The organism is Haloarcula sp. Atlit-120R, assembly GCF_003665885.1.
GTDB classification, from domain to species: Archaea; Halobacteriota; Halobacteria; order Halobacteriales; family Haloarculaceae; genus Haloarcula; species Haloarcula taiwanensis.
Genome location: NZ_QPLN01000001.1, coordinates 447715 through 471853, shown reverse-complemented (window position 1 = coordinate 471853; position 24139 = coordinate 447715). Strand labels below are relative to the sequence as shown.

Below are 24139 nucleotides of genomic sequence, written 5' to 3'. Positions count from 1 at the left end.
CGCTCTCTGGCGCGGTCAAAAGAAAACAGGTTTGACGTCTAAACCAGCTTAGCTCGACGAAATAACGTCGTCGATGCGGACGATCATCGTCGCCGCCTCGGTGGCGGAGTCGACCGCTTCGCGCTTGACAGCGGCGGGGTCGAGGATGCCGTACTCGACGGGGTCAGCAACGACACCAGTCTGGCCTTCGCTGATGACGCCAGCGATGCCCTCGCTCTCGTGTTCGGCGCGGAGGTCGACGAGCGCGTCAATGGCATCGAGACCCGTGTTCTCGGCGAGCGTGCGGGGCAGGACGTCGACAGCGTCGGCGAACGCTTCGACGGCGAGCTGCTTGCGGCCCTCGATTGACGCTGCTTCGGAGCGGATGTGGTCGGCGATGGCAATCTCCGTGGCGCCTGCGCCGGGGACCACACCGCCAGCGTCGAGCGCGGCGATGACCACGTCGAGCGCGTCGTTGAGCGCGCGTTCGAGTTCGTCGACGACGTGTTCGGTGGAGCCGCGAGCGATAACTGTGACGGACTCGGCGGTCGCGCCGCCGGTAATGAACGTCACGTCGTCGTCGCCCTGCTTTTCCACGTCGACACTGTCAGCGTGGCCGAGCGCGTCCTCATCAAGAGCTTCGAGGGAGCCGACGCGCTTTGCGCCGGTCGCCTCAACGATGTCCTTCGCGGTCGAGGAGCTGATGCTGTCGGCGACGAAGACGCCTTCCTTGGCGAGCTGGGAGGCGACGCGGTCGGCGACGTCCTCGGTGACGAAGGCGACGTCAGCGCCGCTCTCGACGACTTCCTCGGCGTAGCCCTGCAGTTCGCTCTCTTCGGCGTCGAGTGCGGCGTTGAGCTGGTCGACGCTAGAGACGTTGTACTCGGCGTCGATGTTGCTCTCGCGGACGTCGAGCTCGGTGTCGATGACCGCGATGGACGCGTTCTCGACCGAGGACGGCATGTTGTCGTGGACGGCCGTCTCGTCAACGATGACGCCTTCGACGAGCTTGGTCGCGGAGGAAGCCGCACCCGTCTGGGTGTGGACTTCGATGTTGTCCCGGCGAACGCCGTTGTCGCTCTTGGCGTGACGGACGGCGTCGACGACGACTTCGGCGAGTTTCTCGGCCTCGACATCACCAGTGCCCTTGCCGGTCATCGATGATTCGGCGACCTCGACGAGCGTCTCGTCGTCGAGGTCGACATCGAGGACGATCTCGTTGATGGCCTCCTGTGCGAGTTCGGCGGCAGCGGAGTATCCCTCGACGATTGTCGTCGGGTGGACGTCGTCGTCGAGCAGGTCCTCGCCTTTCGTCAGCAGTTCCCCGGCCAGCACGGACGCGGTCGTCGTTCCGTCGCCCACTTCGTCCTCCTGGGTCTGGGCGACCTCGACGATCATCTGGGCCGCGGGGTGTTCGATATCCATCTCGGAAAGGATGGTCGCCCCGTCGTTGGTGATGACCACATCACCGTCGTCGGAGACGAGCATCTTGTCCATGCCGCGGGGACCGAGCGTGGTCCGTACGGACTCGCTTACGGCCTTTCCGGCGGAGATGTTCGATGACTGTGCGTCCTTTCCGTGTGTGCGCTGGGCGTCCTCATCAAGGATGAAAAGAGGCTGGCCGCCCATGCGTCGCTGGCCAGATGACATATGTGTTGAACCTCACTTAAGACAAGGCAAGCGGTTCTATATAAAACTTTCTAACGGCGCAGACCGCTCGTTGGGCGACAGCGCGGTTCCTGTCTCTGTAATCCTGGCCGGACCTACACATCTTTTAATATGGGTCTATACACACCGTATAGTAGATGCTGGAGCTGGAGCACGGCTTTCGGGTCGTCGACGTGCACGCACGGCTGGAACCCGACGAGCAGCGCCGGCCCCGAGACGGCATGGGTGACCCGGAGCAACTGGAACGGGAGATGCACCAGGCCGGCGTCGTCCGCTCCGTCGTCTTCCCTGGCGAGCGAGACGGGTCGTATCTGAAAGCGAACAACGCCGTCGCCCGGATGACCGTCGAGCGACCGATGGTCGCCTTCGCCAGAGTCAACGGCGCTCGGGACCCGGGGTCCGGCCCCGGGTCGGCGCTTCGCAACCTCGCAAGTAGTCGCACAGATGACCATACCTCGCCTGCGGACATCGAACAGTACGCCTACGACGACCGGTTCTACGGCTTCAAGCTCCATCCACCGACCGACGGGCTACCCGATGACGAAGTCCTCGCAGAACTGGAGTCAGTGTCGCTGCCCGTTATCGTCCACGGCGGCGAAGGGTTCCCGCCCGAAACTGTCGCCGAATCGCTGCTATCGTACGACTTCCCGGTCATTCTCTCACACTTCGGCGCGCATCCACTTCGGCAGGACCTGATGGAACGAGCCATCGACCTGCTGGCGGCCCACGACAATCTGTATCTCGACACCAGCGCGGTCCGCTACCGGGGGCCGATGGAACGGGCGGTTCTGGAACATCCTGACCGTGTTCTCTTCGGGAGCGGCGTCCCCAGCGTTCACCCGAACGTGGCTGTCATGGAGATTCTGACACTGGATGTCCCCGAAGACGCGATGCGCAAGGTGTTCTCGAACAATCCAAACCGCGTCATCGAAGCGCTGGCGCCCTGATCGCCGGCAGCCGCCACACCGGTAGAACGGGCGACAGTCGTGGGTTACCGCCAGTCGTACACAGTCACTGCGCGGTCCGCACGCGCGGACCGACCGTTCGGATTCCGGCGGAGTGTCCGGTCGGTCACGCGTGCCCTGACTCCGTCGACGATTCCCGACCCGACGCCGCCGAACACGTCCTGCCCGTTGCCGAGCCACTGCGACGGCGTCGTTTCCCCGCGCACGACATCGACCAGCGCGTCTTTCGCGTCACCGATCGCGTGGCTGAGGAGTCGCCGCACCACAGTCGGCCGGACGTTGTAGTTTTTCACAAGTCGATACGCGAGCGAGCGGTACTTCCAGTTCCAGTCGGTCTCTGCGATGCCGCCGTCGGCCTCGAACTCGCGGCTGACACACATTTTTGTGCTCCAGTCGACACCGTACTCACTGGCGGCCATCCGGTGTGCGAAGTCCCGGGCGCTGCCGACATTCAGATACTCGTCGAATCCGTCCAGTGCTTCCAGTACCTCGGCATCGAACGCGACGTTGCCGGGGTTGAAATACGTCACGTCGCGGCCGGCTATCGTCCGTGTTTCTTCTGTTTCGGTCGTCATCCCGGCCCACAGTTGCTGGTGTGTCGGTCCGGTGATGGCTTGCGCGGTCCCCGAAAGCCCGTCTCTCACGGCGTCAGCCCAGCCGGACTCGACTGAGAGCGACTGATGGACGAGCGCGATAACGTCCCCCGTCGCCCGGTCGATGCCAGCGTTGCGGGCGACTGTCACCGAGCGGTCGGCGATTTCGACGAGAATAGACACGTCGTCCCGGTCGCGGATCATGCCAGTCGTCCCGTCGGCTGACGGGCCGTTGACGACGATTACTTCCGCATCCGGAACCTGCTCGGTGAGTGCGTCCAGACAGCCGGCCAGCTCTTCCCGGCCGTTCAACGTCGGGACCACTACCGAGATATCCATACCTCTGGGTAGGACGGCGAAGGCGCTTAAAAGTCGCGGGAGGCGGACGCGAACTCTCCGCTACAAAACCGGGAGCGTTTGAGCGGCGATGCGCTACACGTGGGTGTTCCAGTACGACACCGACGCCAACTTTTCGCCGAGCGGTGTGCCGCCAAGCGCCGTATCGAGCGAGCGGAACGAGGCGGCCAGTTCGTTCGGAATCTTCCGATAAAACCCGTACGGAAGGAGCCAGTCGTGGTTCGCGTCGGTCAGTTCCAGTCCGGCCCCGTCTAACAGCCGGTCGATCTCCCAGCGGGAGTAGAGCCGCGACCCCATCGGGAGCGCCCAGTTGTATATCGACCGGGTGGAAAACCGGTTGAACGTATCGAAGAAAACCTGCTCCTTCGAGACGCGGCGCATCTCCGCGAGAAACGCCGCAGGTGTGTCCGCCAGATGGAAAAAGCGCATCGCAAACACAGTGTCGAAATGGTCGTCCGGGAACGGGAGTCGGGCGGCGTCGCCCCGCATGAACTCCACGTGGTCGTCGACACCGGTCGCCTGTGCTTTCTCACGGCCCTGCTGGAGCATCGGTCCCGAGATGTCCAGCCCGGTGATATTCGCGCCGCGCTCGGCCAGCATCACAGTGAACCGGCCGGTCCCGCAAGCTACCTCTAATACGTCCTTATCGGCCACGGGGCCGATTGCGTCGAGGACGGCCTGCTTCTCGCGTCGGTCGATCAGCCGACCACCACGGGAGAACCGCTTGGCCTCGTACTCTTCGGCCACGGTGTCGGCCTGATACCACTCCTGCCCTTTCACGGTGTATTGCTCACCCCGCGGGGGATAAAACGATACTGGAATCCCCTTTCATCGGTCGGGTTGTTTTCCAGTCAATCCGGAACCGGCCACACTCCCGACCCTGAAAAATCCGGGCAAATCTTCCTGCTACCGGCCGGAACCGCACGATGGCGGTTTTGTATAAGGACACATTAAACACTTCATAGAATCTGTATTGTTTGGTCATGCATATAGCCAAGTTTTACCAGTAAGTCTGGAATATCAGCCACTATGAGCGCATTAACTGAAAACGCTGCACCGGCACCGTTTACCGACGAGGAGTTCCGCGACACGCTGCGTGAACTCCCGCCGAGCGCGAAGCTCGTCGCGAAGGTGCTGGAAGACGATGCTCCGTTGTCACAGGGCGACCTGGCCGAGAACTCGCTGCTCCCGGACCGTACTGTCAGGTATGCCTTGAACCGGCTGGAGGAGTCTGATTTGGTAGACTCGCGGTATAGTTTCACCGACGCACGCAAACAGGTTTATTTCCTCACGGTCTGACCGGCCGGCATGAACTGGCAGCGGGCCGACGTACCCGTCTCGACACGGGCACCAACTGGCAACACGGCGGCATACGTTTGTGGCGACGAGGCGGCGCTTCTCGTGGACCCTGCGGCGACGAACGATGCGCTCGATTCGCTTCTCAGCGACCGCACCCTCGCACACATTGCGCTCACGCACCATCACCCTGACCACGCTGGTGCCGTTGCACACTACGCCGGAGAGACGGGCGCGACGGTGTGGGCGCGCCACGGTCGAGCAGGCGCGTTTGAAGCTACGACCGGCGTTTCCCCGGACAGACTGTTCAGCGGAGGGACGACGATTCCGACTGATGCCGGCCCAGTGACCGTCATCGATACGCCGGGACACGCGCCGGAGCACGTTGCCTTCGCAACAGACGGGGCCGTCGTCTCCGGCGACCTCGCCGTCGCTGAGGGCAGCGTCGTCGTCGGTGCACCCGAGGGCGACGTTCGGGCCTATCTCGCGTCACTGCGCCGCCTCCACGCCAGAAACCCCGACGTGCTGTTACCGGGTCACGGTCCGCGTATCGAGACGCCACGGGAGACCTGTGCACGACTCATCAATCACCGACTGGAGCGTGAGCGGCGTGTTCGGGACGCTGTCGACCACGGCGCCACTACGCTGGACGAAATCCTCGACGCCGCCTACGAAAAGGACCTCACCGGCGTGCGCGACCTGGCCCGCGCGACGGTGCTGGCCCACATTGAGAAACTCGCTGTCGAAGGCGTGCTCTCGTGGGACGGCGACCGGGCCGTGCCGAACCCGGCGGAGTGACGCCTTTTTGCCCGTCGGCCCGCTAGCGATGCTGTGGACTCCTTGGAAACCGAACTTGAACGGGCCCGTGCCCTCGACGAGTCGGACTTGGCCGACGCAATCGAGACGATCGGGTTCGAATGCACCCGCTGTGGAGCCTGCTGCAAGGCCGAGTCAGCGTGTAGTGCGGGTGGCGCGAGTGACGGACCCGATGGGTCCGACGAGCAGCCCAAGTCCGCTGAAACCGATGCTGAACCCCACACTGCGACGGTGTTTCCCGACGAGATCCGGCAGCTACAGGCGACCGGGGAGTACGACTTCCGCGACGTGGCTCGACCGATGCCGTACGGACTGGCTGACGGCCCTGACGGCCCCGAAGGCGAGACGTTTGAGTGGGCGCTCCAGACCGATGACTGCGGCGACTGTACGTTCTACGCTGAGGACGGCGGCACGGGTGCCTGTACGGTCCACGGCGACCGCCCGCTCATCTGCCGGACCTACCCGTTCAGCGTCGCGCTCGGCGGGACGAGCCAGCCGATGGGCGAAGCCGTCGACGAGGCGGGGATGGTCCGGGCCCACGAATGTGAGGGGCTCGGTCGGGATATGTCCAGAGCCGACGCCGAGGAGTTGGCAGCAGCGCTCAAGGAGCGCGCCGTTCGAGAACTGACGGAAGCAATCGGCGTCCGCGACAACTACCGGCCAGTCGACCAGTCAGCCGGACAGGTCGTCGTCCACGACTCCGAAGGAGCCAAGCGCCCAGACGGCAGCCCCTACGAGTAGCGTCACACGTCGTCGATGATTTCGCCGACCGCGAAGTTCGACTTGACCTCGGTCACTTCGATCTTGACACGTTCGTCGATTTCGGCTCCCGGAACGATGATGACATAGCCGCGCTCGACGCGGGCGATGCCGTCGCCCTGCTTGCCGATGTCTTCAATCTCGACGTAGCGCGTCTCACCCGGTTCGACCGGCGGTTGTGGCTGATCCGGTGGCGTCTCCGCCACTGTCTCCTCGTCCGCCTCTGTCCCCTCGTCTGCGGAGATAAGCGCAACGCGGTAGGTACTGCCCGAGTCGACTGCGCCCGTCTCGACCTCTCGACGAGGGATCTCTACGACGTACCGGTCCCCCTCGCTGCGGATATCGGCACTGAACAGACACAGCAGTTGATCCGAGATTTCCAATGTGATAGACCTCCGTTCGGCCACAAAACGGCCCATTACTAAAGAACTGCCGGAGCGAGCGACCGCGGTGTTTCCCGCCTGTACCAACCGACTGTCGCGTGGCCCAACTCGCGGCAGTATGTCCGCTTCGAATGAGAGAAAACCGCAAGACTGCGGGCCGTTAACCGTCTGTACCAAATCCAATAAGGGTGTCTCGGTGCTGCTAGTAACTGTACTAATGAGCGCCACCGCACAACCCACCGACAGTCCGCTCTCGGACAAGCAGCGACGTATTCTGGAGTATCTCCGTTCCAATGCTGACGACCAGACGTATTTCAAGTCCCGGCTTATCGGCGACGAACTCGGGCTCTCGGCGAAGGAAGTCGGCACGAACATGACCGCAATCGCCGACGGCGACCACGACGTGGCCGTCGAGAAGTGGGGCTACTCCTCCTCGACAACGTGGATGGTCGAAGCGTAAGCCCGGACTCCGCCGAACGAGCGGTGCTGTCCCCCGCGCAGAGACGGTTCGGTGTCGTCGCTCACTTTTCCGTCAGTCACGACCCCTTGAGATGCATGCTTCTGTCTGCCGATCTGAATGTGCATATTCATAACAGTTGACGGCATAGTCGGACCCAGTAATGGGAGAGGCTGGTTCCCCGATTCGAGTCCTCCACGTCGACGACGACCTGCAGTACGCGGAGACGACGGCGGCGTTTCTCGAACGAGAGCGGGCCGCGTTCGACATCGAGACCGCGACGAGTGCATCGGAGGGGCTGGCCCGACTCGAATCGGCGACGTTCGACTGCATCGTCTCGGACTACGAGATGCCCGGCGAAAGCGGCATCGACCTCCTTGAATCCGTCCGCGAGGCGTACCCGGAGCTACCCTTTATTCTGTACACGGGCCGAGGCAGCGAAGCAGTCGCCGGGGATGCTATTTCGGCTGGCGTCACCGACTACCTGCAGAAGACGTCTGACACCAGCCACTACGCACTTCTGGCCAACCGCATCACCAACGCCGTCCAACAGTACCGGTCACAGCGCGCCCTCGAAGAGAGCACGGACCGGCTGTCGCTGTTTATCGACCAGTCGCCGCTGGACTTCGTTGAGTTCGACTCCGACTTCGAAATCGTTCGGGTCAACGACACCCTCACCGAGATATTCGGCTACACCGAAGACGAACTGCTCGGGGAGACGTGGGAGGTGTTCGTGAGTCCGGACAGCTACGACGACGTCGACGCGGTCACCTCTGCCCTCAGTGAGGCCAGCGGCGGCTACCACAGCGTCGACGAGGACGTCCGGAAAGACGGCGAGCGTATCATGGTCGAGTGGCACAACCGTCTCGTCACCGACGACGCGGGCGATGTCGTCACTATCTTCTCGCACTGTCAGGAGGTCACCGAGCGTATCGAGCGCGAGCGGAACCTCGCCCAGCTACGGGACTTCTTCGCCGAGGCGGAGGAACTGGGTGACCTCGGCGCGTGGGAGTTCGACGAAAGCGGGATGTCGACCTGGACAGCGGGCACCCGCCGCATCCACGAGGTCGACGACGACTTCGAGCCGACAGTCGAAGGTGGGCTGTCGTTCTACCATCCCGAAGACAGGGAGACGGTCGCGGACGCCGTCGATGCGGCCCTCGAAGACGGGGAACCGTATGACCTCGAAGTCAGGCTCATCACCGCGACAGGCGACTGTCGGTGGGTCCGGACCCGCGGCAAACGAGTCGAGGACGCGGAACGCCGCACGGTTCGGGGGTTCATCCAGGACATCACCGAACAGAAGGAACGTGAGCGCCGGCTCCGCGTCCAGAACGAGCGGCTCGAATCCTTTGCCAGCGTCGTCAGCCACGACCTTCAGGGGCCGTTGACGGTCGCGCAGGGCCACTTGGAACTGGCCCGTCAGGAAGGGACCGACGACCATCTCGACAGCATCGACAGCGCCCACCAGCGGATACAGACGCTCATCGACGACATCCTGACGCTCGCACGCGACGGCCGCGAGGCGACGACCACCGAGCCGGTCGACTTACACACCGCCGCGACCGCCTGCTGGCAGACCGTCGAAACTGGGGACGCGACCTTAGAGACCGACACCGACAGCGTCGTCGTCGCGGACCCCCGGCGGCTGCGTCGCCTGCTGGAGAACCTGTTCCGGAACAGCGTCGCACACGGATCCATTCCCACCCAGGGACAGGATGGGGATGTCGAACACAGCACCACGCCGCCCCAGTCGGACGCCGTCGTCGAGCACGGCGACGGCGTGACGGTCACCGTCGGCGACATCGACGACGAAAGCGGGTTCTACGTCGCCGACGACGGGCCGGGCGTCCCCGAGGACGAGCGGGACGCGGTGTTCGAAGCCGGCTACTCGACCGCGTCCGACGGCACCGGCTTCGGCCTCGCAATCGTCGCTGACATCGCCGCCGTCCACGGATGGGATGTGAGCGTGACCGACAGCGAGGCGGGCGGGGCCAGGTTCGAGATAACAAGCATCGTCGAAGGGGGGTGAGACGGACGCGGCTGGGTTGACAGCCGGAACCCGAGCGTCACGGGTCGTACCGCAGTAGCGAGTCGGCCTCGCCGGCTAACGCGGCCACATCGTCGCCGAACGAATCGGCGTACCGAATCAGCAGTGTCAGCACGGTTTCGGGTTCCGTAACTGCGTAGCCGTCTTCTCTGGACAGGAGCCCGGCGGCCTCCAGATCGGCGGCGTAGTTGCTCACCGTCGGCCGTGAGACGTCCAGTTCAGTGGCCAGTTCCGACGCCGTCGCGTCCGGGCGGCGCAGCAGGGTGACGAGCATCCCGCGAGCCGTGGACCGCCGCAGGTAGCCAAGCGCCACCTGTTCGAACTCGGAGAACTGCCCGGCCGGGAAGTACCTGCGGTAGTCGCCGTCCTTCTGTGACGTGACGACGGCCTCGTTTTCCAGCCGGTGGAGGTGGTGCTGGGCCTCACCAGTCCCGAGTTTGAGGTCGTCACGAAGCTTCGAGAAGTGGGTCCCGGGGTGTGTCGAGACGTATCCGGCGATGGCGTCGGGCGCGTCGCTCTCGCTTCCGCTGTCGCCGAAGCGGGCAAACGGACTTGCTGCACCGAGGGCGGCAAAGCGACGGAGTGTCGCTCGTTTATCCTCGTCCACGTCGCCCTCACGCGTCATTGCTACCGAAAAGGTGGGTCGGTAATAAAACGTCTTCGCCTGATTCTCAGTTAGTTGTCTTTGTCGACTTCCGACGTTCGCGTCGTGTCGTCGGGACCGCCGGCCACGTCAGTCGTGCCCGAGTCGTTGTCTATCTCAGCGTCCATCTCCTCAATGACGTCGTCGGCGCTGTCGACGCCGGAGTCTTCGCCGTGTTTGATCTTCTGGGCTTCCTCTTCCATCGCTTCGACATCGACCTGCGCTTCCTCGTCGATCTGGCCGAGGATTTCCTCGATATCGTCCAGACCAAGCATCTCGCGGGTCTCGTCGTCGAAGTCAAGCGCTTCCAGCGAGTGACCGTTCTCCTTCACGTCGGAGCCCTGGAGGTGCTTGCCGTAGCGGCCCACCAGCGAGGTAAGCTCCTGCGGGAGGATGAACTTCGTCGACTCGCCCTGACCGATTTCCGCGAGCGTCTCCATCCCCTTGTCGATGACGGCGCGCTCGCCCATCGACTCGGCGGATTTCGCACGCAGGACGGTCGAAATTGCGTCACCCTGTGCTTCCAGAATCTGGCTCTGTTTCTCACCCTGTGCGCGGATGATGTTAGACTGCTTGTCACCTTCGGCCGTCTCGATGGCGGAGCGCCGTTCACCCTGGGCTTCCAGAATCATGGCACGGCGTTTCCGCTCGGCGGAGGTCTGTTGCTCCATGGCCTGCTGGACGTCCTTGGACGGGTTGACCTCGCGGACCTCCACGCTCTCGACGCGGACACCCCACTCGTCGGTGGGTTCGTCCAGCTCTTTCCGGATGCGGGCGTTGATTTCACCCCGCTTGTTCAGCGTGTCGTCCAGTTCCATGTCACCTAGGACGGCACGAAGGGTCGTCTGGGCGAGGTTGGAGACGGCACGTTCGTAGTTGTCGACTTCGAGGAACGCCTTCTTCGGGTCCATCACCTTGATGTAGACGACGGCGTCGGCGGTCACCGGCGAGTTGTCGCGGGTGATAGCCTCTTGCCGCGGCACGTCAAGCGTCTGGGTACGCATATCGAACCGCGTCACGTCGGAGACAAAGGGATAGATGAAGTGAATCCCCTGGTCGAGGACGCCGCGATAGGTACCAAGGACCGTGTAGGCACCTTTCTGGTACGGGCGGATGATCACGACGCTGGAGTACACCAGCGCGATGGCGATCAGGAGGAAGATTACGGTAACGAAACCGACGAGTCCTCCCAGACCTTGCAGCGGTGCTGTCGCGGGGAACATGACAATCAGAACTCCGGAGCGCGCAATGAAAAGGCTTCGGTGTCCCTGTCACAAACTACCGAATTGCACACCTACGCCCGCTCGGACTCTCGCTCCGGCTCGGCGTCCGCATCGCTCCGGTTTCGGTCACGTTCGAGCGCGCGGTCGATTTCGTCGCCTGCCGCCTCCACCGCTTCGACTTCCAGGACGTTCCCGCCGCCCGGGTCGATGACGATTACTTCCGTCCCCTCCTCAATGGGATCGCCGGAACTGCGAGCCTGATAATAGGGATTGAAACCGCCGTCTTCCAGTTTGACCTCGCCGTCGCTTCGGGTTACGCGCTCGGTAACCGTTCCGAACTGGCCCGTAAGCGAGTCAGAGCTGAGCGTCTGGCCCCGGCCCGGTGCGGCGAAGTCGAGCTTTCGATACCCCCATAGCGTGACCGCTGTCGTTGCAAGGACAACGACAGTAAGGATGAGTGGGGCGAGGATACCGAGGCTTGCTGGAATGAACAGCCCGACCAGCCCTGCCGTCAGCAGGGCCACCCCGAGGACGAAAAAGTGCGTCCCGGGGGCGAGCGCCTCGCCCACGATGAGGCCCGCGCCGGCCAGAAACAGCAGAATGGAGAGCGACATACCTAACAGTGGTTCGGCCTGCAGCAGGGCAACTGTCGCCAGCGGATTCACCATGCTCTCACCTAGTGTCGGAGCAGGATTAAGTGTCGGGGTCGGGCGTGACACGCCCGGCACTGCTGTAGCGTTACGCGTCGCTCGTCCGGACGAAGAACCCGTACAGTACTGCGGTTCCGAGCGCGACGGACAGGACTACGCCGCCGAGTACGGACGGTGTGTACATCTCCGCCCCGAGGAACATCCGCCCGAGCGCGAGGATTGCGATACAGACCCCCAGCGCGACGAAGACGACATTCTCAGGCTTCGGCGCGTCGGGCGTCACCTCGAGGTCCGGAGCGAGCGAGCCGGCGACCGCGCCCTCCACGTCGTCAGCCGCGTCGCTATCTGGGTCGTCCTCGAGCTGAATAACGTCGGCTTCCGTCGCCAGTTCGTACTCCTCGGTGAACGTATCACCCGTAGCGGCCGCATCGTCTCGTGCGGCCCCGTCGTCATCCATGGTCCGCGGTACGTGCCGTGACTACAAAAGCGCTGGCGACTGCGATTACTTGATTCGGGTCCCCAGCGGGGCGTCCTCGTGCGTCGTCAGCAGATCCGCCTCGTCGCCGGCGGCCAGCACCATCCCGTTGGATTCGATGCCGAACAGCTCGGCTTTCTCCATGTTCGCAAGGAGGATGACGCGCGTCCCGGGGAGGTCCTCGGCGTCGTGGAGCTGTCGGAGGCCGGCGACGACCTGCCGGACCTCGTGGCCGATATCGACCGCTAACTTGAGAAGCTTGTCCGCGCCCTCGACCGGCTCGGCGCTACGAATCTCGCCGACGCGCATGTCGACACCCTCGAAGTCCTCGAAGCTGATGCGGTCCTCGACGAGCGGCTGGAGGTCGGCGGCGTCTGTATCCCCGTCGTCCGCTTCGTCGCCGGCCGCCTCAACGCGCTCCTGTAGCTCCTCGTTCAGCGCCTCGATGTGGTCGTCCTCGACTTGCTCGAACAGCTCCGCGGGCTCGCCGAACTCGGCCGGCGGCGCTTCGAGCGCGCTGTCGAGGGTCACGTCGGCGACCGACCCCTGCTCGCCCAGCTGGCCCCACAGGCGCTCGGCTTTGCCCGGCAGGACGGGCTGGATGAGCACCGCGACGGCCTTCGTCAGCTGGACGCAGTCGCGGATGACCTGCTCGGCTTCCTCGGGGTTGTCGTCGACGAGGTTCCACGGCTCGTTGCGCTGGATGTACTCGTTGCCGTAGTTCGACAGCTCGATGGCGATTTCGGCGAGGGCGCGCACGTCGTACTCGCGGACGGCGGCCTCGAAGTCGTCGATGGCCGCCTCGATGCGTTCGCGCACGTCGTCGCTGACGGGCGCGTCGGGCGTGCCGTCGTAGTTGCGCTCGGCGAACAAAAGCGAGCGGTAGATGAAGTTCCCGACGTTGCCGACGAGTTCGCCGTTGACCCGCTCCTGGAAGCGGTCCCAGGAGAAGTCCACGTCGGTGTCGATCTGTGCGCCGGTGGCGATGTAGTACCGGAACAGGTCGGGGTGGAAGCCGGCCTCCAGGTACTCGTCGGCCCAGACCGCGCGGTTGCGCGAGGTCGAGAGGGCCTTGCCGTCGATGCCGACGAAGCCGGTCGCGAGGATGGCCCGGGGCTCGTTGTAGCCCGCGCCCCGCAGCATGGCGGGCCAGAAGACGGCGTGGTGCTGGATGATGTCACGGCCGATGACGTGGATTATCTCGCCGTTGTCCTCGCTCCAGTCGTCGTCCCACTCGGTATCGTGGCGCTCTTCGCCGTCGACCTTCCAGACCTGTTCCCAGTTGTACTCATCGTCGCCGACGCGCTCGGAGTACTGCTTCGTCGAGGCGACGTACTCGATAGGTGCGTCGACCCAGACGTACAGCACCAGATCCTCCCCGCCGTCGACGTCCTCGGGATAGTCGACGCCCCAGTCCATGTCCCGCGTGATACAGAGATCCTGCAGTTCACCCTCGATCCACTCGCGGGGCTGGTTCTGGGCGTTGTCGGTCCCTTCGAGACGGTCGAGGAAGTCCTGCAGATACTCCTGGAAGTCCGAGAGGCGGAGGAACTTGTGCTCGCGGGTGCGGTACTCGGCGGGGTTGCCCGTCAGCGTCGAGACGGGGTCCTCGATTTCGCCGGGTTCGAGGTGGCGCTGGCATCCCTCATCGCACTCGTCGCCGCGGGCCTGCTCCCCGCAGTAGGGACAGGTCCCCTCAACATAGCGGTCGGGGAGGGGCTGGTCCTCCTCGGTGTCCCAGGCGACCTCTATTTCCTTCTCGTGGACGTGGTCGTTTTCGACCCACGAGCGGACGAACGACTGAGTGAGTTCGACGTTGGTCTCGTCGTCGGTGTGCCCGTAGTTGTCGAATTCGATGTTGAACTGCGGGAACGTCTCGGCGTAGGTCTCATGGAAGTCAAGCGCGAACTCTCGCGGCTCGACGCCTGCTTCGGCGGCGTTGACCGCTACTGGCGTGCCGTGCATGTCCGATCCCGAAACGAACGCCGTCTGCTGACCGATCCGTCGGAGAGCGCGTGACAGCGCGTCTCCGTCGACATACGTCCTGAGGTGGCCGACGTGCAAGTCACCGTTCGCGTAGGGCAACCCACAGGTCACGACCGCCGGCTGGTCCGTCGGAAACTCGTCGTTGCTCATACCTGTTCGTGTGCCACCGACGGGTCAAAAGGGGGTTGGTTTCGGCGTGGTGGCCGCGCTCCGGGGTCACAGCAACGCGAGCGTACCGCCTGCCAGCCCGAGTGTCACGACGAGCCGTCCGGCACTGCCGAAGAACGTCGCTGCGCCGAACCGATAGTAGTCGCGTTCGAGGACGGTGAACGCGTAGATAGAGATGGTGTCGGGGAAAAACGGCACACAGAGCGCGAGCGCCAGACCGACGTACCCGTACTTCTGTGCTAGCTGGACCGTTTTCTTTTCCGACCACTCGATGATGTTGAACCGTGAGCGCTTGATTCGGCGAACGAGCGGGCCGTACTCCTTTGCCTCCTGACCGATATGGAAGGCGACGAGACTGCCAAACGCCTTCCCCAGACCACTGACGATGATAATCGCCACCAGATTCCCGTTCGTGGAGAGTCCAAGTCGAAGGGTTTCGGCCGGAACCAGCACGACCTCGCTCGGAAGCGGGAGAATGAACGCGATCAGAAACGAGTACACCGCGATGATACCCAGTCCGGTCGGACCAGTGGCCGTACAGACGGCTTCTTCGAGCGGCGACAGTGGGGTGCCAGCGGTCGTACAGTCACCGATGAAGGCGATGAACGCTGCGGTCGGTACTACCAAGTCCACGTCTCTCTGTAGCAAACAGGCACTTCTAAACCTTCGTATGTCTTCTCGGGAGCGCTCAGTACGGATACGTTTGACACTAGAGAAGCGATTCAGTACCAATCGAGGCCAGCGGCTCAGTACCAGTCGAGATCCGCGACAAATGAGCGTAGCATCGACCGCGTGACGTGGGGCATACACACGACGCGCATCTCACCGGCCCCGGTCTTCGAGACCCGCCAGCCGCGATCCCGCAGTTCGTCGGTCATCGGCATCGAGAGGTCGGCCGCGACAAGCGGAAGTTCGGGCCCGACCACGTCGTGGCCCCGCGCTGATAGCTGGTCAGCCAGCCAGTCGGCGTTGGCCATCGACGTTTCGTACTGTTGCTCGTAGCCTGCCGGCCACAGCGATTCCATCGCCGCGACAGCCGAGGCCACGCCAGCGCCCGACCGCGTCCCCGTCAGCGTGAGCTGGTCCGTCGATTCCAGATACGGCGTTTCGACGGCGAGTTCGTCGAGCAGCGACCGGTCCCGAGCCAGCAGTCCGCCGGCGGGAACCGCCGCCTGTCCGACCTTGTGGGGGTCGATGGTCATCGTGTCGATGTCCGCGTGGCCGAAGTGCCAGTCGTGGTCGGTGAACGGAAGGTAGAAGCCGCCCCACGCGGCGTCGACGTGACAGAGGGCATCGACCGTTTCTGCGAGGTCGGCGATGGCCGGAATCGGGTCGACGTAGCCGTACTCGGTCGAGCCGGCGACGCCGACGACACACACCGTGTCTTCGTCGACGAGTTCCGACATCGCCGCCATGTTGACACGGTAGTCCGTTGCCGGCGCAGTCCGCAACTCAACCCCGAGCACGTCAGCGGCCTTCGTGAATGAAAAATGCGCGTGGACGGGCGCGACCACGTTTGGGTCGTCCGTATCGGCGCGGTTACGGGCGATGCGTATCGCCTGCAGGTTCGCCTCTGTCCCGCCCGAGGCGACGTAGCCCGCGGGGTCCGAGAGGCCGGTCATCCCGCCGAGATAGTCGACGGCCTCGCGTTCCAGATCGGCGATGGTCTCGTACGTACCCGGGTCTCCGGGGTTCGTCGCGAGGAAGCGTTCCGCCGCTTCGCGTGCCGACGGGTGTGGCACGGTACACATCGACGAGAGGACGCGCTCGAAGTCCTGTGGCTCTGCCCGCTGGAGCATCTATCGCCAGTATAGAGGGGGGAGTGGTTTAGCCGTTGTGCTCGGGCGTGTCCGTTGTCTGCTGTTTATTCTTCCTGACCGTAGTCAGGCGGTAGAGCCACTCGTACTCGGTCCGGGAGCGCGCTTCACAGCCGACTTACCAGTTCGACGGCCCGATTTTCTTCGTCGCCTTCGCGCGAAAGCCTGTGGGACCGATCAGCGACTCGAACACAGTCTGGCGCTCAGAGTCGAGCGCGCCGCCGAAGGAGCCGACCCGCATGGTCCGATACGTCTCGAAGCCCTTGTCGTTGGAGTAGAAGTAAACGCTGCCGTGCAACAGCCCATGAATGAGCGCGTCCGACCGCACGTCGCCGGCGGGTCGGTCGAGTTTGACGAAGGCTACGTTCCCCCAGTTGACGACCGCCTCCCGGAGCCCCATCAGGAACGCGATCTCGTGGTTCTGTGGCAGGCCGAACTCCGTCGCCCGTTCGAGGTCGGTCAGCGAGTCGATGACGATGAGCGTCTCTGCGGCGTCGCTCACCCGGTCGCTGATATCGGAGAGAAGTTTCTCGAACGTCTCCGAAGCAGGCTTTCGCTCCGGTAGCTCCGCGTCGGGCTGTTCGATTTCGGCGTCGCTCCGGCGGGCATCGAACAGTGGTTCGGGGACTGGCAACAGCTCCATAAACCGCTGGGAGAAATCGGCGACGGCCATGTTATCGGTGAGCGTATCGAACTGGTAGCCGTCGAGCACGGCGTCGAGTTCGCTGTAGACGTGCTCGCGGTCGTGCGAGAGCGTGATGTAGGTCACCGACTCTGGAATTGCCTCGCTGCGCCGGGCGATGCCGTTCGGAACCATTTCCGGGCGGTGTTTCGCGAGCATCAGCGTGGCGAGGCTGGTGTACGTGAAGGCGTCGCCTCCCGCGTCGGAGGCCCCCGCCAGCAGGACCGTGCTCCCGGTCGGAATCCCGCGGACCTGTCCGTCCAGCCCAGGGATGCCGAATGGGATGTACGACACGCCGGAGCTGATACTCTTGGCTTCCGGCGTCGATTCGGATGCCATACCGCAACGAGGCGAACGGCGCAAAAAAACCTGCTGGCTACGTCAGGCGGCGGCCTCAGCGGACCGATTCCAGCAACAGGCGCTGTTCGACGCGCTTGACCTCGTGTTGTACGTCACGCACAGCGTCGATGTTCGGCGAGATGGAGGTGACTCCCTCGTCGACGAGGAAGTCGACCATCTGTGGCTTCGAGGCGGCCTGTCCGCAGATGCTCGTCGACACGTCGTGCTCGCGGCAGGTCCCGATGACCTGGCGCATGAGTTCGAGGACGGCCGGGTGGAGTTCGTCGAAGCGGTCGGCGACGTTGCCGTTGTTGCGGTCGACGGCCAGCGTGTACTGGGTGAGGTCGTTCGTCCCGAAGGAGACGAAGTCGATGCCGGCGTCACAGATTTCCTCGATGGACAGCGCGCTCGCCGGCGTCTCGACCATGACACCCCAGTCGCGCTTCTCGGGGTCGATGCCGACCTCCTGCATCAGCGACTTCGCCCGCAGGATGTCCTCGGCGTCGGTCACGAGCGGCAGCATCAGCTCGACGTTGTCGTAGCCGAGGTCGTACAGGCGCTCGAACGCGCGGAGTTCGAGCTTGAACTCGCCTGGCCGGTCGAGCGAGCGCCGGATGCCCCGGTAGCCCAGCATCGGGTTGTGCTCGCTGGGTTCGTCCTCACCGCCCTGGAGCTGGCGGAACTCGTCGGAGGGGGCGTCGAGCGTGCGGACCCGTACCGGCCGCGGGTAGAACGCCTCGGCGACCGAGCGGACGCCCTCGACGATTTCGTCGACGTAGGCGCGCTCGCCGTGGTCCTCGACGTAGCGGGCGGGCGTCTTGTCCGTCGAGAGAATCATGTGCTCGATTCGCAGCAGACCGACGCCGTCGGCCCCCGTCGCGGCGGCCCGCTCGGCGGCCTCCGGAATGGAGACGTTGACCTTGACTTCCGTTCCGGTCATCGGCTTGACCGGCGAGTGTCCCTCGACCGCCCCGGCGTCGTCCTCGTCTTCGCTCGTCTCCGGGACCTTCGCCCCTTTCTCGACTGTGCCCTTGTCGCCGTCGAGCGTGACCGTCTCGCCGTCACGGAGCTTCTGTGTCGCGTCCTCTGCGCCGACGACGGCCGGGACGCCGAGTTCGCGGGAGACGATGGCGGCGTGGCTTGTCATCCCGCCTTCGTCGGTGATAATGCCGTTTGCCCGTTTCATCGCCGGTACCATGTCCGGCGTGGTCATTTCGGCGACGATGATGTCGCCGTCCTCGACCTTGTCGAGGTTGTCGAGCTTGTCGACGATACGGACGACGCCGGTGACCCGGCCCGGCGCGGAGCCGATGCCGGAGAGCCGGACCGACTCCGACTGGCTCTCCATCGCCCCACCGTCGGCGACGCCCGACTGCGCCCCCGGCGGCTGACTCTCGGCTTCGTTGGCCGAGCCGGCGCTTCCTTCGGGGTCGTCGATGGTGGTAATCGGGCGGGACTGGAGCAGATACACCTCGCCCTCGTAGACTGCCCACTCCACGTCCTGTGGAGTGTCGTAGTGGTCCTCGACGCGCTCGCCGACCTCCAGGAGCCGGTGTATCTCCTCGTCGGAGAGGACTCGTTCGTTGCGCTTCTCTTCGGGAACGGAGCGTTCGATGGTCTCGCCGTCCTCGCCCCGTACACACATTACCTTCTTGTCGGCGACAGTCACCTCGTCGATGGTCCCCGTCTCGCGGTCGATGATGTAGTTGTCGGGCGAGACCGCGCCGGAGACGACCGCTTCACCCAGTCCCCAGGCAGCTTCGATGATGGCCGTCGGACCACCGGTCGAGGGATGGCTGGTGAACATGACGCCCGATTTCTCCGCGTCGACCATCTGCTGGACGACGACGGCGATGTCCACGGCGTCGTGGGCGAAGTCGTTCTCGTTGCGGTAGTAGATGGCCCGCTGGGTGAAAAGCGACGCCCAGCACTCCTTGACTCGCTGCAGGAGGTCTGCACGCGAGACGTTCAGGTACGTGTCCTGCTGGCCCGCGAAGGAGGCGTCCGGGAGGTCCTCCGCGGTCGCCGAGGACCGCACCGCCACGTCCTCGTCCCCCATCTCGTCGTAGGCGGCCAGCAGGTCCTCGCGGACCGACGGCGGGGTGTCGGTCTCTAGGATCAACTCCTGGGCGCGTTCAGCCGCCTCGGCCAGTGCCTGCGAGTCGTCGCTGTCGACATCGACGGCCTCGAATAACGGCTCGTCGATTCCAGTTGCTTCGATGAACGACCGATACGTGTCGGCGGTAACGACGAACGCCGACGGAACGGGCAGGTCCGCTCCGGTCAGTTCTCCGAGAGACGCCGCCTTGCCGCCGACCCGCGCCAGGTCGTCGGCACCGATTTCATCGAGCCACAGTGTTGGCATGGACTCACTCGTACCATCTCCAACGACAATTAAGGAAGTTCCGGTTACAGCCAGTGATGCGGCCGCTCTTCACTCGATTTCGAGTGAATTAGGCGGTCACGCCGCCGGTGCGGTTGCGTGGTCACGCCTCGATGATGTCATCATCGTCGACAGCGGGGACGGTCACTGTGCCGTCCAGTGCAGTGACGGCGCGCCCGCCGACCCACACCTCGGTCCCGTCAGTATCGACTGATACCGTCCCGGGTCTGTCACGGAAGTGCCCGCCCTCAGCGATAATCTGCTCGATAGTGTCATCAAGCGCGCCGTAGCGGCGGACAAACGCCGCACAGGCCCCCGAGGCCGCCGCGGTCACCGGTTCCTCGGTCCGGCTCCCCGCTCGGAAGGCGCGTCCGTGGAACGTCGACCGGCGCGTCGCGTCGGCACCGACGGTATCGAACGTGAACGGATACACGCCGGCTACGTCCAAGCGGTCACAGAGTGAGGCGACGGCGGCCACGTCAACGCTGAGAGCGCTCAGATGCTCGAAGTAGTTGACTGGGACCATGAGCCACGGCTCGCCCGTGTCGGCCGTCACGAGCGGGAGATCAGCGCCCACGTCCTTGAGCGTGGCTTCGTCGAGACCGAGTGCGTCCGCAACATCACTGTAGGGGAGGTCGACTTCGGTGATGTCGGCCCGGCCCTGTTCGACCCAGACCATCCCGTTCTGTTTTGTCTCGACAGCGACTTCGCCGGCGGCGGTAGCGACCGTCCACTCGCCGTCGCTGATTTCACCACGCTCGGAGAGCGCTGCGTGCGCGGCGACCACTGCCGTCTCCGCCTGTGCCAGTTCCTCGGTCGGCGAGAAGCAGCGAAGTTGGCGGTCGGTGTCTTCCGCCGGCAAGACGAACGCTGTCTCGGCGGCCCCCAGTTCGCTGGCGACGGCCCGCATCTGGTCTGCAGTCAGTCCGTCGGCATCGGGCACTACGCCGGTCGGTGTGCCGGCCGTCGGCTCCGCAGCGAACGCGTCGACAAGCAGCGCCTGTCGGGTATCCATGGCACGGAGTTGTGCTGACCCGCAGATAACCTTTTCCGGAGCTAGCCGTGGCCGTCCGGTGGTGAGACATGCGTCGATGACCGGGACGCACCCCTGACGGACGACTTTAGTACAGGGAGGTATCACTGGAACGCATGAGCGATGACGTCGATCTCCCTGAGAGCCACCCCCGCTACGAGTCGCTTTTGACCCGCCACCGGATCGAGGCGGGCGTCGACCGCGGTATCACCTCCCGACAGGGCCTCATCGCACAGGGCCGTGGCGAGGCCTTCGACTACCTGCTGGGTGAACAGACGCTCGACAGCGCCGACGACGCCGAGCGTGCCGCTGCGGCACACATCCTCTCCGCCGACCACGCCGTGATTTCGGTCAACGGCAACGCCGCCGCGCTGGTCCCCGGCGAACTGGTCGAACTGGCCGAGGTGACCGGCGCTGACCTCGAAGTGAACCTGTTCAACCGAACCGAGGAGCGCATCGAGGCCATCGCCGAGTACCTCCGCGAACACGGCGCGACAGACGTGAAGGGGCTGACCGCCGACGGGCGCATCCCCGGCCTCGACCACGAGCGCGCGAAGGTCGACGCCGACGGCATCGGCGCGGCGGACGTGGTGCTCGTCCCGCTGGAGGACGGCGACCGCGCCGAGGCGCTGGGCGAGATGGGGAAGACGGAACTGGTCATTGACCTCAACCCTCAGAGCCGCTCGGCAGAGGTGGCGGCGGTCCCCATCATCGACAACATCATTCGCGCGATACCGAACATCACCGAGCATGCCCGTGACCTCCGCGGCGACCCGGCCGCCCAGCAGGACGCTATCGACACGTTCGACGCCGACAGCGCCCTGACCGCCGCCGAGCGGCGGATTCGGGAGGGCGACCTCGAATGAGCTTGCCGCCGTACATCTACGCCGACCGGCGGGTCCCCGACGAGGAGGCCGTCAGAGAGACGCTCGACCAGCGGACGATGACGGCCTTCGGCGATACCGAGCGACTCGAACGGCTCCACCGAGTGTTCTATCCGGTGTTCAAGGTCGACTACGAGTACGAGACCGGCGAGGGCAGACTGTTCGGCACGACGAGCAAATCCGAGACGGCGTTTCTCGACGGCCTCTGGGCGGACAACGACCGGGCCGTCGCCCAGTACGTCGACGACACCGACGCGGTGGTCCGGCGGGCGACCAGCGACTACGACTTCGGCCGTAGCGACCCGGCGCTCGGTCGCTCGGTCCTGTTGCAGTTCCAGGTCACCGACGACGACGCCCGGTCGCTACTGCCCCAGCGTGTCGCGGAGTACCGCGAACAGCGCCACGACTCCGCCTCGGGCGCGGCGAACGTGTTCCTCCGGAAGCTGCGCGAGTCCTACGGCCTGCCCGGTGATTTCGACCCCGACGGGTTCGACGGCGTGACCGCCGTCGACCGGCTCTACCTCCCCTTCTGGCTCGCCGAGTACCACTCGCCTGACAGCACGGATGTCAAGCTCGTCACGTTCCGGGACCCGGACGCCTCAACCGAGGACCTCAAACGCCACGGCTGGCTCGCGGAGTTTTTGAGCGCCGAACCCCGACGGCTGGCCGAGTACGGCTACGAGGTCAACCCCGACCGGCTCGAACGGAACATTCGGGAGCGGATCGACCAGTCCGACGACTCCGGCTCGGCCGAGACGAGCGGCGATACCGACCCGGGCCGGGCCGACGGCGCGCCCTCGATAAACCGCGAGCGACCCTCGGACGATGGGACGGTGGTCCAGCCCGACGGCGTCGACATGGAGGCCGACGGGCTGGTCGACCCGAACCCGTCCCGAAGCTTCGCCGACGTGGGCGGGATGTCAGAGCTACTGGAGACGCTCAACCACAAGGTCGTCCGGCCGCTGCAGGACCCGAGTGCCTTCGAGGAGTACGGCATCGGTGTCGTCAACGGCGTCCTGTTGCACGGCCCGCCCGGGTGCGGGAAAACCCACGTCGCCGGCGCGCTTGCGGGCGAGGTCGACCATGCCTTCATCGAGGTCACGCCCGCCGACGTGACCAGCAAGTACATGGGCGAACCCGCACAGAAGGTCGAGGAGCTGTTCCAGATTGCCCGCGCGAACGCCCCGTGTATCCTCTTTATCGACGAAATAGACGGCATCGCTGGCGCGCGTGACGGCGATAGCAACATGAACAGCAGCGAGCAGCAACTGGTCAACCAACTGCTGACCGAACTAGAGGGTATCGCCGACGAGGACGTGGTGGTGCTCGGCGCGACGAACCTCGTCGAAGACGTGGATGACGCCATCCGCCGCTCGGGGCGGTTCGACGAGCGGGTGGAAGTCCCGCCGCCGGACCCGCAGGCCCGAAAACAGATTCTCGAGATTCACCTCGCCGGCCGGCCGACGGCCGACGACATCGATTTGGACCCAGTCGTCGAGGAGACCGCCGGCTTCGCCGCCAGCGACATCGAACTCCTCGCGGAGGACGCCGCCCGCAAGGCACTGCGGGCGGACGCCCCCATCGGGACGAACCACTTGCTGCAGGCCGCCGCGGAGACCGACACCAGCATCCCGGACTGGGTCGACCCCGAGATGGTCGCGGAAAACGGCGTCGTCCAGCCCGACGGCGTCGACCTGCAGGCCAGCTCGCTCGTCGAGACTGACCCCGGACGCGACTTCGCAGACGTGGGCGGCATGGGCGAACTGAAGGAGCGGCTCGAAGACACGGTCCTCGACCCACTGGCGAACGCCGACGCCTACGCCGAGTACGGCATCGACGTGCTGTCCGGACTGTTGCTGTACGGCCCGCCCGGCTGCGGAAAAACCCACCTCGCCGGTGCGCTCGCGGGCGAACTCGGCCACAGTTTCGTCGAAATTAGCCCGGCAGACGTGACGAGCAAGTGGATGGGCGAGCCGGCCCGCAACGTCGCCGAGGTGTTCGAGGTGGCCCGCGCGAACGCTCCCTGCGTGCTGTTCATCGACGAGATCGACGGTATCGCTGGCTCGCGACGCGGCTCGATGAACACGAGCGAGCAACAACTGGTCAATCAGCTGCTCACCGAACTCGAAGGCGCGGCGGCCGAGGACATCGTCGTGGTCGCCGCGACGAACTTCGTCGAGGACATCGACGCGGCGCTCCGGCGCTCCGGCCGCTTCGACGAGCGCGTGGAGGTCCCGCCGCCGGATGCTGAGGCTCGAAGACAGATTCTGGAAATTCATCTACAGGACCGACCCGTCGCCGGCGACATCGACTGGAACGCCATCGTCGAGCCGACGGCTGGCTACGCCGCCAGCGACCTCGAACTCGTCGCCGAGGACGCGGCGCGTCACGCCTTGCGAGACGGCTCGGACATAACGCAGGCGCACCTCGAAACCGCCGTCTGGGAAACGCATTCGAGCATTGCCGACTGGGACGACCGCGACCGCTATCAGGGGGCTGAGGGCACCGCGGACCTGGGGCTCGGGCCCTGAGG

General features: G+C 64.8%; 22 protein-coding genes. 8 read left to right on the top strand and 14 right to left on the bottom strand.

The genetic code is table 11. The annotated features are described in order from the left end of the window. Nucleotides 1–48: 48 nt before the first annotated feature. Nucleotides 49–1608, bottom strand: coding sequence for a thermosome subunit alpha (gene thsA, locus DVK01_RS02510; RefSeq protein WP_101350743.1), 1560 nt, complete (start codon nucleotides 1606–1608; stop codon nucleotides 49–51). Nucleotides 1609–1784: 176 nt separating this feature from the next. Here thsA and DVK01_RS02505 point away from each other — a divergent pair, with 176 nt between their 5' ends. Continuing rightward, a complete protein-coding gene (locus tag DVK01_RS02505; protein ID WP_101350742.1) occupies nucleotides 1785–2594 on the top strand; it encodes an amidohydrolase family protein in 810 nt (269 codons plus the stop codon). A gap of 44 nt (nucleotides 2595–2638) precedes the next feature. Here the strand turns inward: DVK01_RS02505 and DVK01_RS02500 are convergent, their stop codons facing one another. Both DVK01_RS02500 and DVK01_RS02495 read right to left on the bottom strand, forming a co-directional pair. Further along, a complete protein-coding gene (locus DVK01_RS02500) occupies nucleotides 2639–3544 on the bottom strand; it encodes a glycosyltransferase family 2 protein (protein WP_101350741.1) in 906 nt (301 codons plus the stop codon). A gap of 93 nt (nucleotides 3545–3637) precedes the next feature. Then, on the bottom strand, nucleotides 3638–4342 hold the full coding sequence (locus DVK01_RS02495; RefSeq protein ID WP_004517150.1) for a class I SAM-dependent methyltransferase: 705 nt from the start codon (nucleotides 4340–4342) through the stop codon (nucleotides 3638–3640). Nucleotides 4343–4591: 249 nt separating this feature from the next. Between DVK01_RS02495 and DVK01_RS02490 the strand changes: the two genes are divergently transcribed. Genes DVK01_RS02490 through DVK01_RS02480 form a run of 3 tightly spaced genes read left to right on the top strand, consistent with a single transcriptional unit; the run spans nucleotide 4592 to nucleotide 6415 of the window. After that, nucleotides 4592–4861, top strand: coding sequence for a helix-turn-helix domain-containing protein (locus tag DVK01_RS02490; RefSeq protein ID WP_005537824.1), 270 nt, complete (start codon nucleotides 4592–4594; stop codon nucleotides 4859–4861). Nucleotides 4862–4870: 9 nt separating this feature from the next. After that, a complete protein-coding gene (locus DVK01_RS02485) occupies nucleotides 4871–5656 on the top strand; it encodes an MBL fold metallo-hydrolase (protein ID WP_101350740.1) in 786 nt (261 codons plus the stop codon). 33 nt (nucleotides 5657–5689) lie between these two features. After that, a complete protein-coding gene (locus DVK01_RS02480) occupies nucleotides 5690–6415 on the top strand; it encodes a YkgJ family cysteine cluster protein (RefSeq protein WP_121511591.1) in 726 nt (241 codons plus the stop codon). Nucleotides 6416–6417: 2 nt separating this feature from the next. On the opposite strand, the gene DVK01_RS02475 is transcribed toward DVK01_RS02480, so the two are convergent. Further along, complete coding sequence (locus DVK01_RS02475) at nucleotides 6418–6816, bottom strand: TRAM domain-containing protein (RefSeq protein ID WP_101350738.1); 399 nt, start codon at nucleotides 6814–6816, stop codon at nucleotides 6418–6420. Nucleotides 6817–7033: 217 nt separating this feature from the next. Between DVK01_RS02475 and DVK01_RS02470 the strand changes: the two genes are divergently transcribed. Both DVK01_RS02470 and DVK01_RS02465 read left to right on the top strand, forming a co-directional pair. Continuing rightward, on the top strand, nucleotides 7034–7276 hold the full coding sequence (locus DVK01_RS02470; RefSeq protein ID WP_101350737.1) for a hypothetical protein: 243 nt from the start codon (nucleotides 7034–7036) through the stop codon (nucleotides 7274–7276). Nucleotides 7277–7436: 160 nt separating this feature from the next. Continuing rightward, a complete protein-coding gene (locus DVK01_RS02465) occupies nucleotides 7437–9305 on the top strand; it encodes a hybrid sensor histidine kinase/response regulator (protein ID WP_121535266.1) in 1869 nt (622 codons plus the stop codon). 37 nt (nucleotides 9306–9342) lie between these two features. On the opposite strand, the gene DVK01_RS02460 is transcribed toward DVK01_RS02465, so the two are convergent. The 10 genes from DVK01_RS02460 to DVK01_RS02415 form a co-directional block, all read right to left on the bottom strand. After that, complete coding sequence (locus DVK01_RS02460) at nucleotides 9343–9948, bottom strand: MarR family transcriptional regulator (RefSeq protein ID WP_101350735.1); 606 nt, start codon at nucleotides 9946–9948, stop codon at nucleotides 9343–9345. 50 nt (nucleotides 9949–9998) lie between these two features. After that, the gene (locus tag DVK01_RS02455; protein ID WP_053967492.1) at nucleotides 9999–11189 is read right to left on the bottom strand and encodes an SPFH domain-containing protein; all 1191 of its coding nucleotides are present in this window, start codon (nucleotides 11187–11189) and stop codon (nucleotides 9999–10001) included. A gap of 71 nt (nucleotides 11190–11260) precedes the next feature. Next, nucleotides 11261–11857, bottom strand: coding sequence for an NfeD family protein (locus DVK01_RS02450; RefSeq protein WP_101350734.1), 597 nt, complete (start codon nucleotides 11855–11857; stop codon nucleotides 11261–11263). Nucleotides 11858–11927: 70 nt separating this feature from the next. Then, a complete protein-coding gene (locus DVK01_RS02445) occupies nucleotides 11928–12296 on the bottom strand; it encodes a hypothetical protein (protein ID WP_101350733.1) in 369 nt (122 codons plus the stop codon). Between the two features lie 45 nt (nucleotides 12297–12341). Continuing rightward, nucleotides 12342–14450, bottom strand: a complete 2109-nt coding sequence (metG, locus tag DVK01_RS02440; protein ID WP_121535264.1) for a methionine--tRNA ligase — start codon at nucleotides 14448–14450, stop codon at nucleotides 12342–12344. A 66-nt stretch (nucleotides 14451–14516) separates the two neighbouring features. Beyond that, nucleotides 14517–15101, bottom strand: coding sequence for a YqaA family protein (locus DVK01_RS02435; protein ID WP_053967496.1), 585 nt, complete (start codon nucleotides 15099–15101; stop codon nucleotides 14517–14519). 113 nt (nucleotides 15102–15214) lie between these two features. Beyond that, nucleotides 15215–16267, bottom strand: a complete 1053-nt coding sequence (mfnA, locus tag DVK01_RS02430) for a tyrosine decarboxylase MfnA (RefSeq protein ID WP_101350731.1) — start codon at nucleotides 16265–16267, stop codon at nucleotides 15215–15217. Between the two features lie 136 nt (nucleotides 16268–16403). Then, nucleotides 16404–17306 (bottom strand): chemotaxis protein CheY, encoded by a 903-nt coding sequence (locus DVK01_RS02425; protein WP_121535262.1) that lies wholly within the window; start codon nucleotides 17304–17306, stop codon nucleotides 16404–16406. 55 nt (nucleotides 17307–17361) lie between these two features. Continuing rightward, complete coding sequence (gene ppsA, locus DVK01_RS02420) at nucleotides 17362–19671, bottom strand: phosphoenolpyruvate synthase (protein WP_121535260.1); 2310 nt, start codon at nucleotides 19669–19671, stop codon at nucleotides 17362–17364. A gap of 121 nt (nucleotides 19672–19792) precedes the next feature. After that, nucleotides 19793–20704 (bottom strand): PhzF family phenazine biosynthesis protein, encoded by a 912-nt coding sequence (locus DVK01_RS02415; RefSeq protein WP_121535258.1) that lies wholly within the window; start codon nucleotides 20702–20704, stop codon nucleotides 19793–19795. A gap of 134 nt (nucleotides 20705–20838) precedes the next feature. Between DVK01_RS02415 and DVK01_RS02410 the strand changes: the two genes are divergently transcribed. Then, nucleotides 20839–21588: a 4-phosphopantoate--beta-alanine ligase gene (locus DVK01_RS02410; protein ID WP_121535256.1), complete on the top strand. Its 750-nt coding sequence runs from the start codon at nucleotides 20839–20841 to the stop codon at nucleotides 21586–21588. Further along, nucleotides 21585–24137 (top strand): AAA family ATPase, encoded by a 2553-nt coding sequence (locus tag DVK01_RS02405; protein ID WP_121511602.1) that lies wholly within the window; start codon nucleotides 21585–21587, stop codon nucleotides 24135–24137. The genes DVK01_RS02410 and DVK01_RS02405 overlap by 4 nt, the downstream gene beginning before the upstream one ends. The last annotated feature ends 2 nt before the right edge of the window (nucleotides 24138–24139 follow it).

Excerpts from the sequence above, each read along its gene's own strand:
- DVK01_RS02505 (WP_101350742.1), top strand. The coding sequence starts at position 1,785 with ATGCTGGAGCTGGAGCACGGCTTTCGGGTCGTCGACGTGCACGCACGG.
- DVK01_RS02405 (WP_121511602.1), top strand. The coding sequence starts at position 21,585 with ATGAGCTTGCCGCCGTACATCTACGCCGACCGGCGGGTCCCCGACGAG.
- DVK01_RS02465 (WP_121535266.1), top strand. The coding sequence starts at position 7,437 with ATGGGAGAGGCTGGTTCCCCGATTCGAGTCCTCCACGTCGACGACGAC.
- DVK01_RS02470 (WP_101350737.1), top strand. The coding sequence starts at position 7,034 with ATGAGCGCCACCGCACAACCCACCGACAGTCCGCTCTCGGACAAGCAG.
- DVK01_RS02500 (WP_101350741.1), bottom strand. The coding sequence starts at position 3,544 with ATGGATATCTCGGTAGTGGTCCCGACGTTGAACGGCCGGGAAGAGCTG.
- DVK01_RS02415 (WP_121535258.1), bottom strand. The coding sequence starts at position 20,704 with ATGGATACCCGACAGGCGCTGCTTGTCGACGCGTTCGCTGCGGAGCCG.
- DVK01_RS02425 (WP_121535262.1), bottom strand. The coding sequence starts at position 17,306 with ATGGCATCCGAATCGACGCCGGAAGCCAAGAGTATCAGCTCCGGCGTG.
- mfnA (WP_101350731.1), bottom strand. The coding sequence starts at position 16,267 with ATGCTCCAGCGGGCAGAGCCACAGGACTTCGAGCGCGTCCTCTCGTCG.
- DVK01_RS02490 (WP_005537824.1), top strand. The coding sequence starts at position 4,592 with ATGAGCGCATTAACTGAAAACGCTGCACCGGCACCGTTTACCGACGAG.
- DVK01_RS02445 (WP_101350733.1), bottom strand. The coding sequence starts at position 12,296 with ATGGATGACGACGGGGCCGCACGAGACGATGCGGCCGCTACGGGTGAT.
- ppsA (WP_121535260.1), bottom strand. The coding sequence starts at position 19,671 with ATGCCAACACTGTGGCTCGATGAAATCGGTGCCGACGACCTGGCGCGG.
- DVK01_RS02485 (WP_101350740.1), top strand. The coding sequence starts at position 4,871 with ATGAACTGGCAGCGGGCCGACGTACCCGTCTCGACACGGGCACCAACT.
- DVK01_RS02450 (WP_101350734.1), bottom strand. The coding sequence starts at position 11,857 with ATGGTGAATCCGCTGGCGACAGTTGCCCTGCTGCAGGCCGAACCACTG.
- DVK01_RS02460 (WP_101350735.1), bottom strand. The coding sequence starts at position 9,948 with ATGACGCGTGAGGGCGACGTGGACGAGGATAAACGAGCGACACTCCGT.
- thsA (WP_101350743.1), bottom strand. The coding sequence starts at position 1,608 with ATGGGCGGCCAGCCTCTTTTCATCCTTGATGAGGACGCCCAGCGCACA.
- DVK01_RS02455 (WP_053967492.1), bottom strand. The coding sequence starts at position 11,189 with ATGTTCCCCGCGACAGCACCGCTGCAAGGTCTGGGAGGACTCGTCGGT.
- metG (WP_121535264.1), bottom strand. The coding sequence starts at position 14,450 with ATGAGCAACGACGAGTTTCCGACGGACCAGCCGGCGGTCGTGACCTGT.
- DVK01_RS02410 (WP_121535256.1), top strand. The coding sequence starts at position 20,839 with ATGAGCGATGACGTCGATCTCCCTGAGAGCCACCCCCGCTACGAGTCG.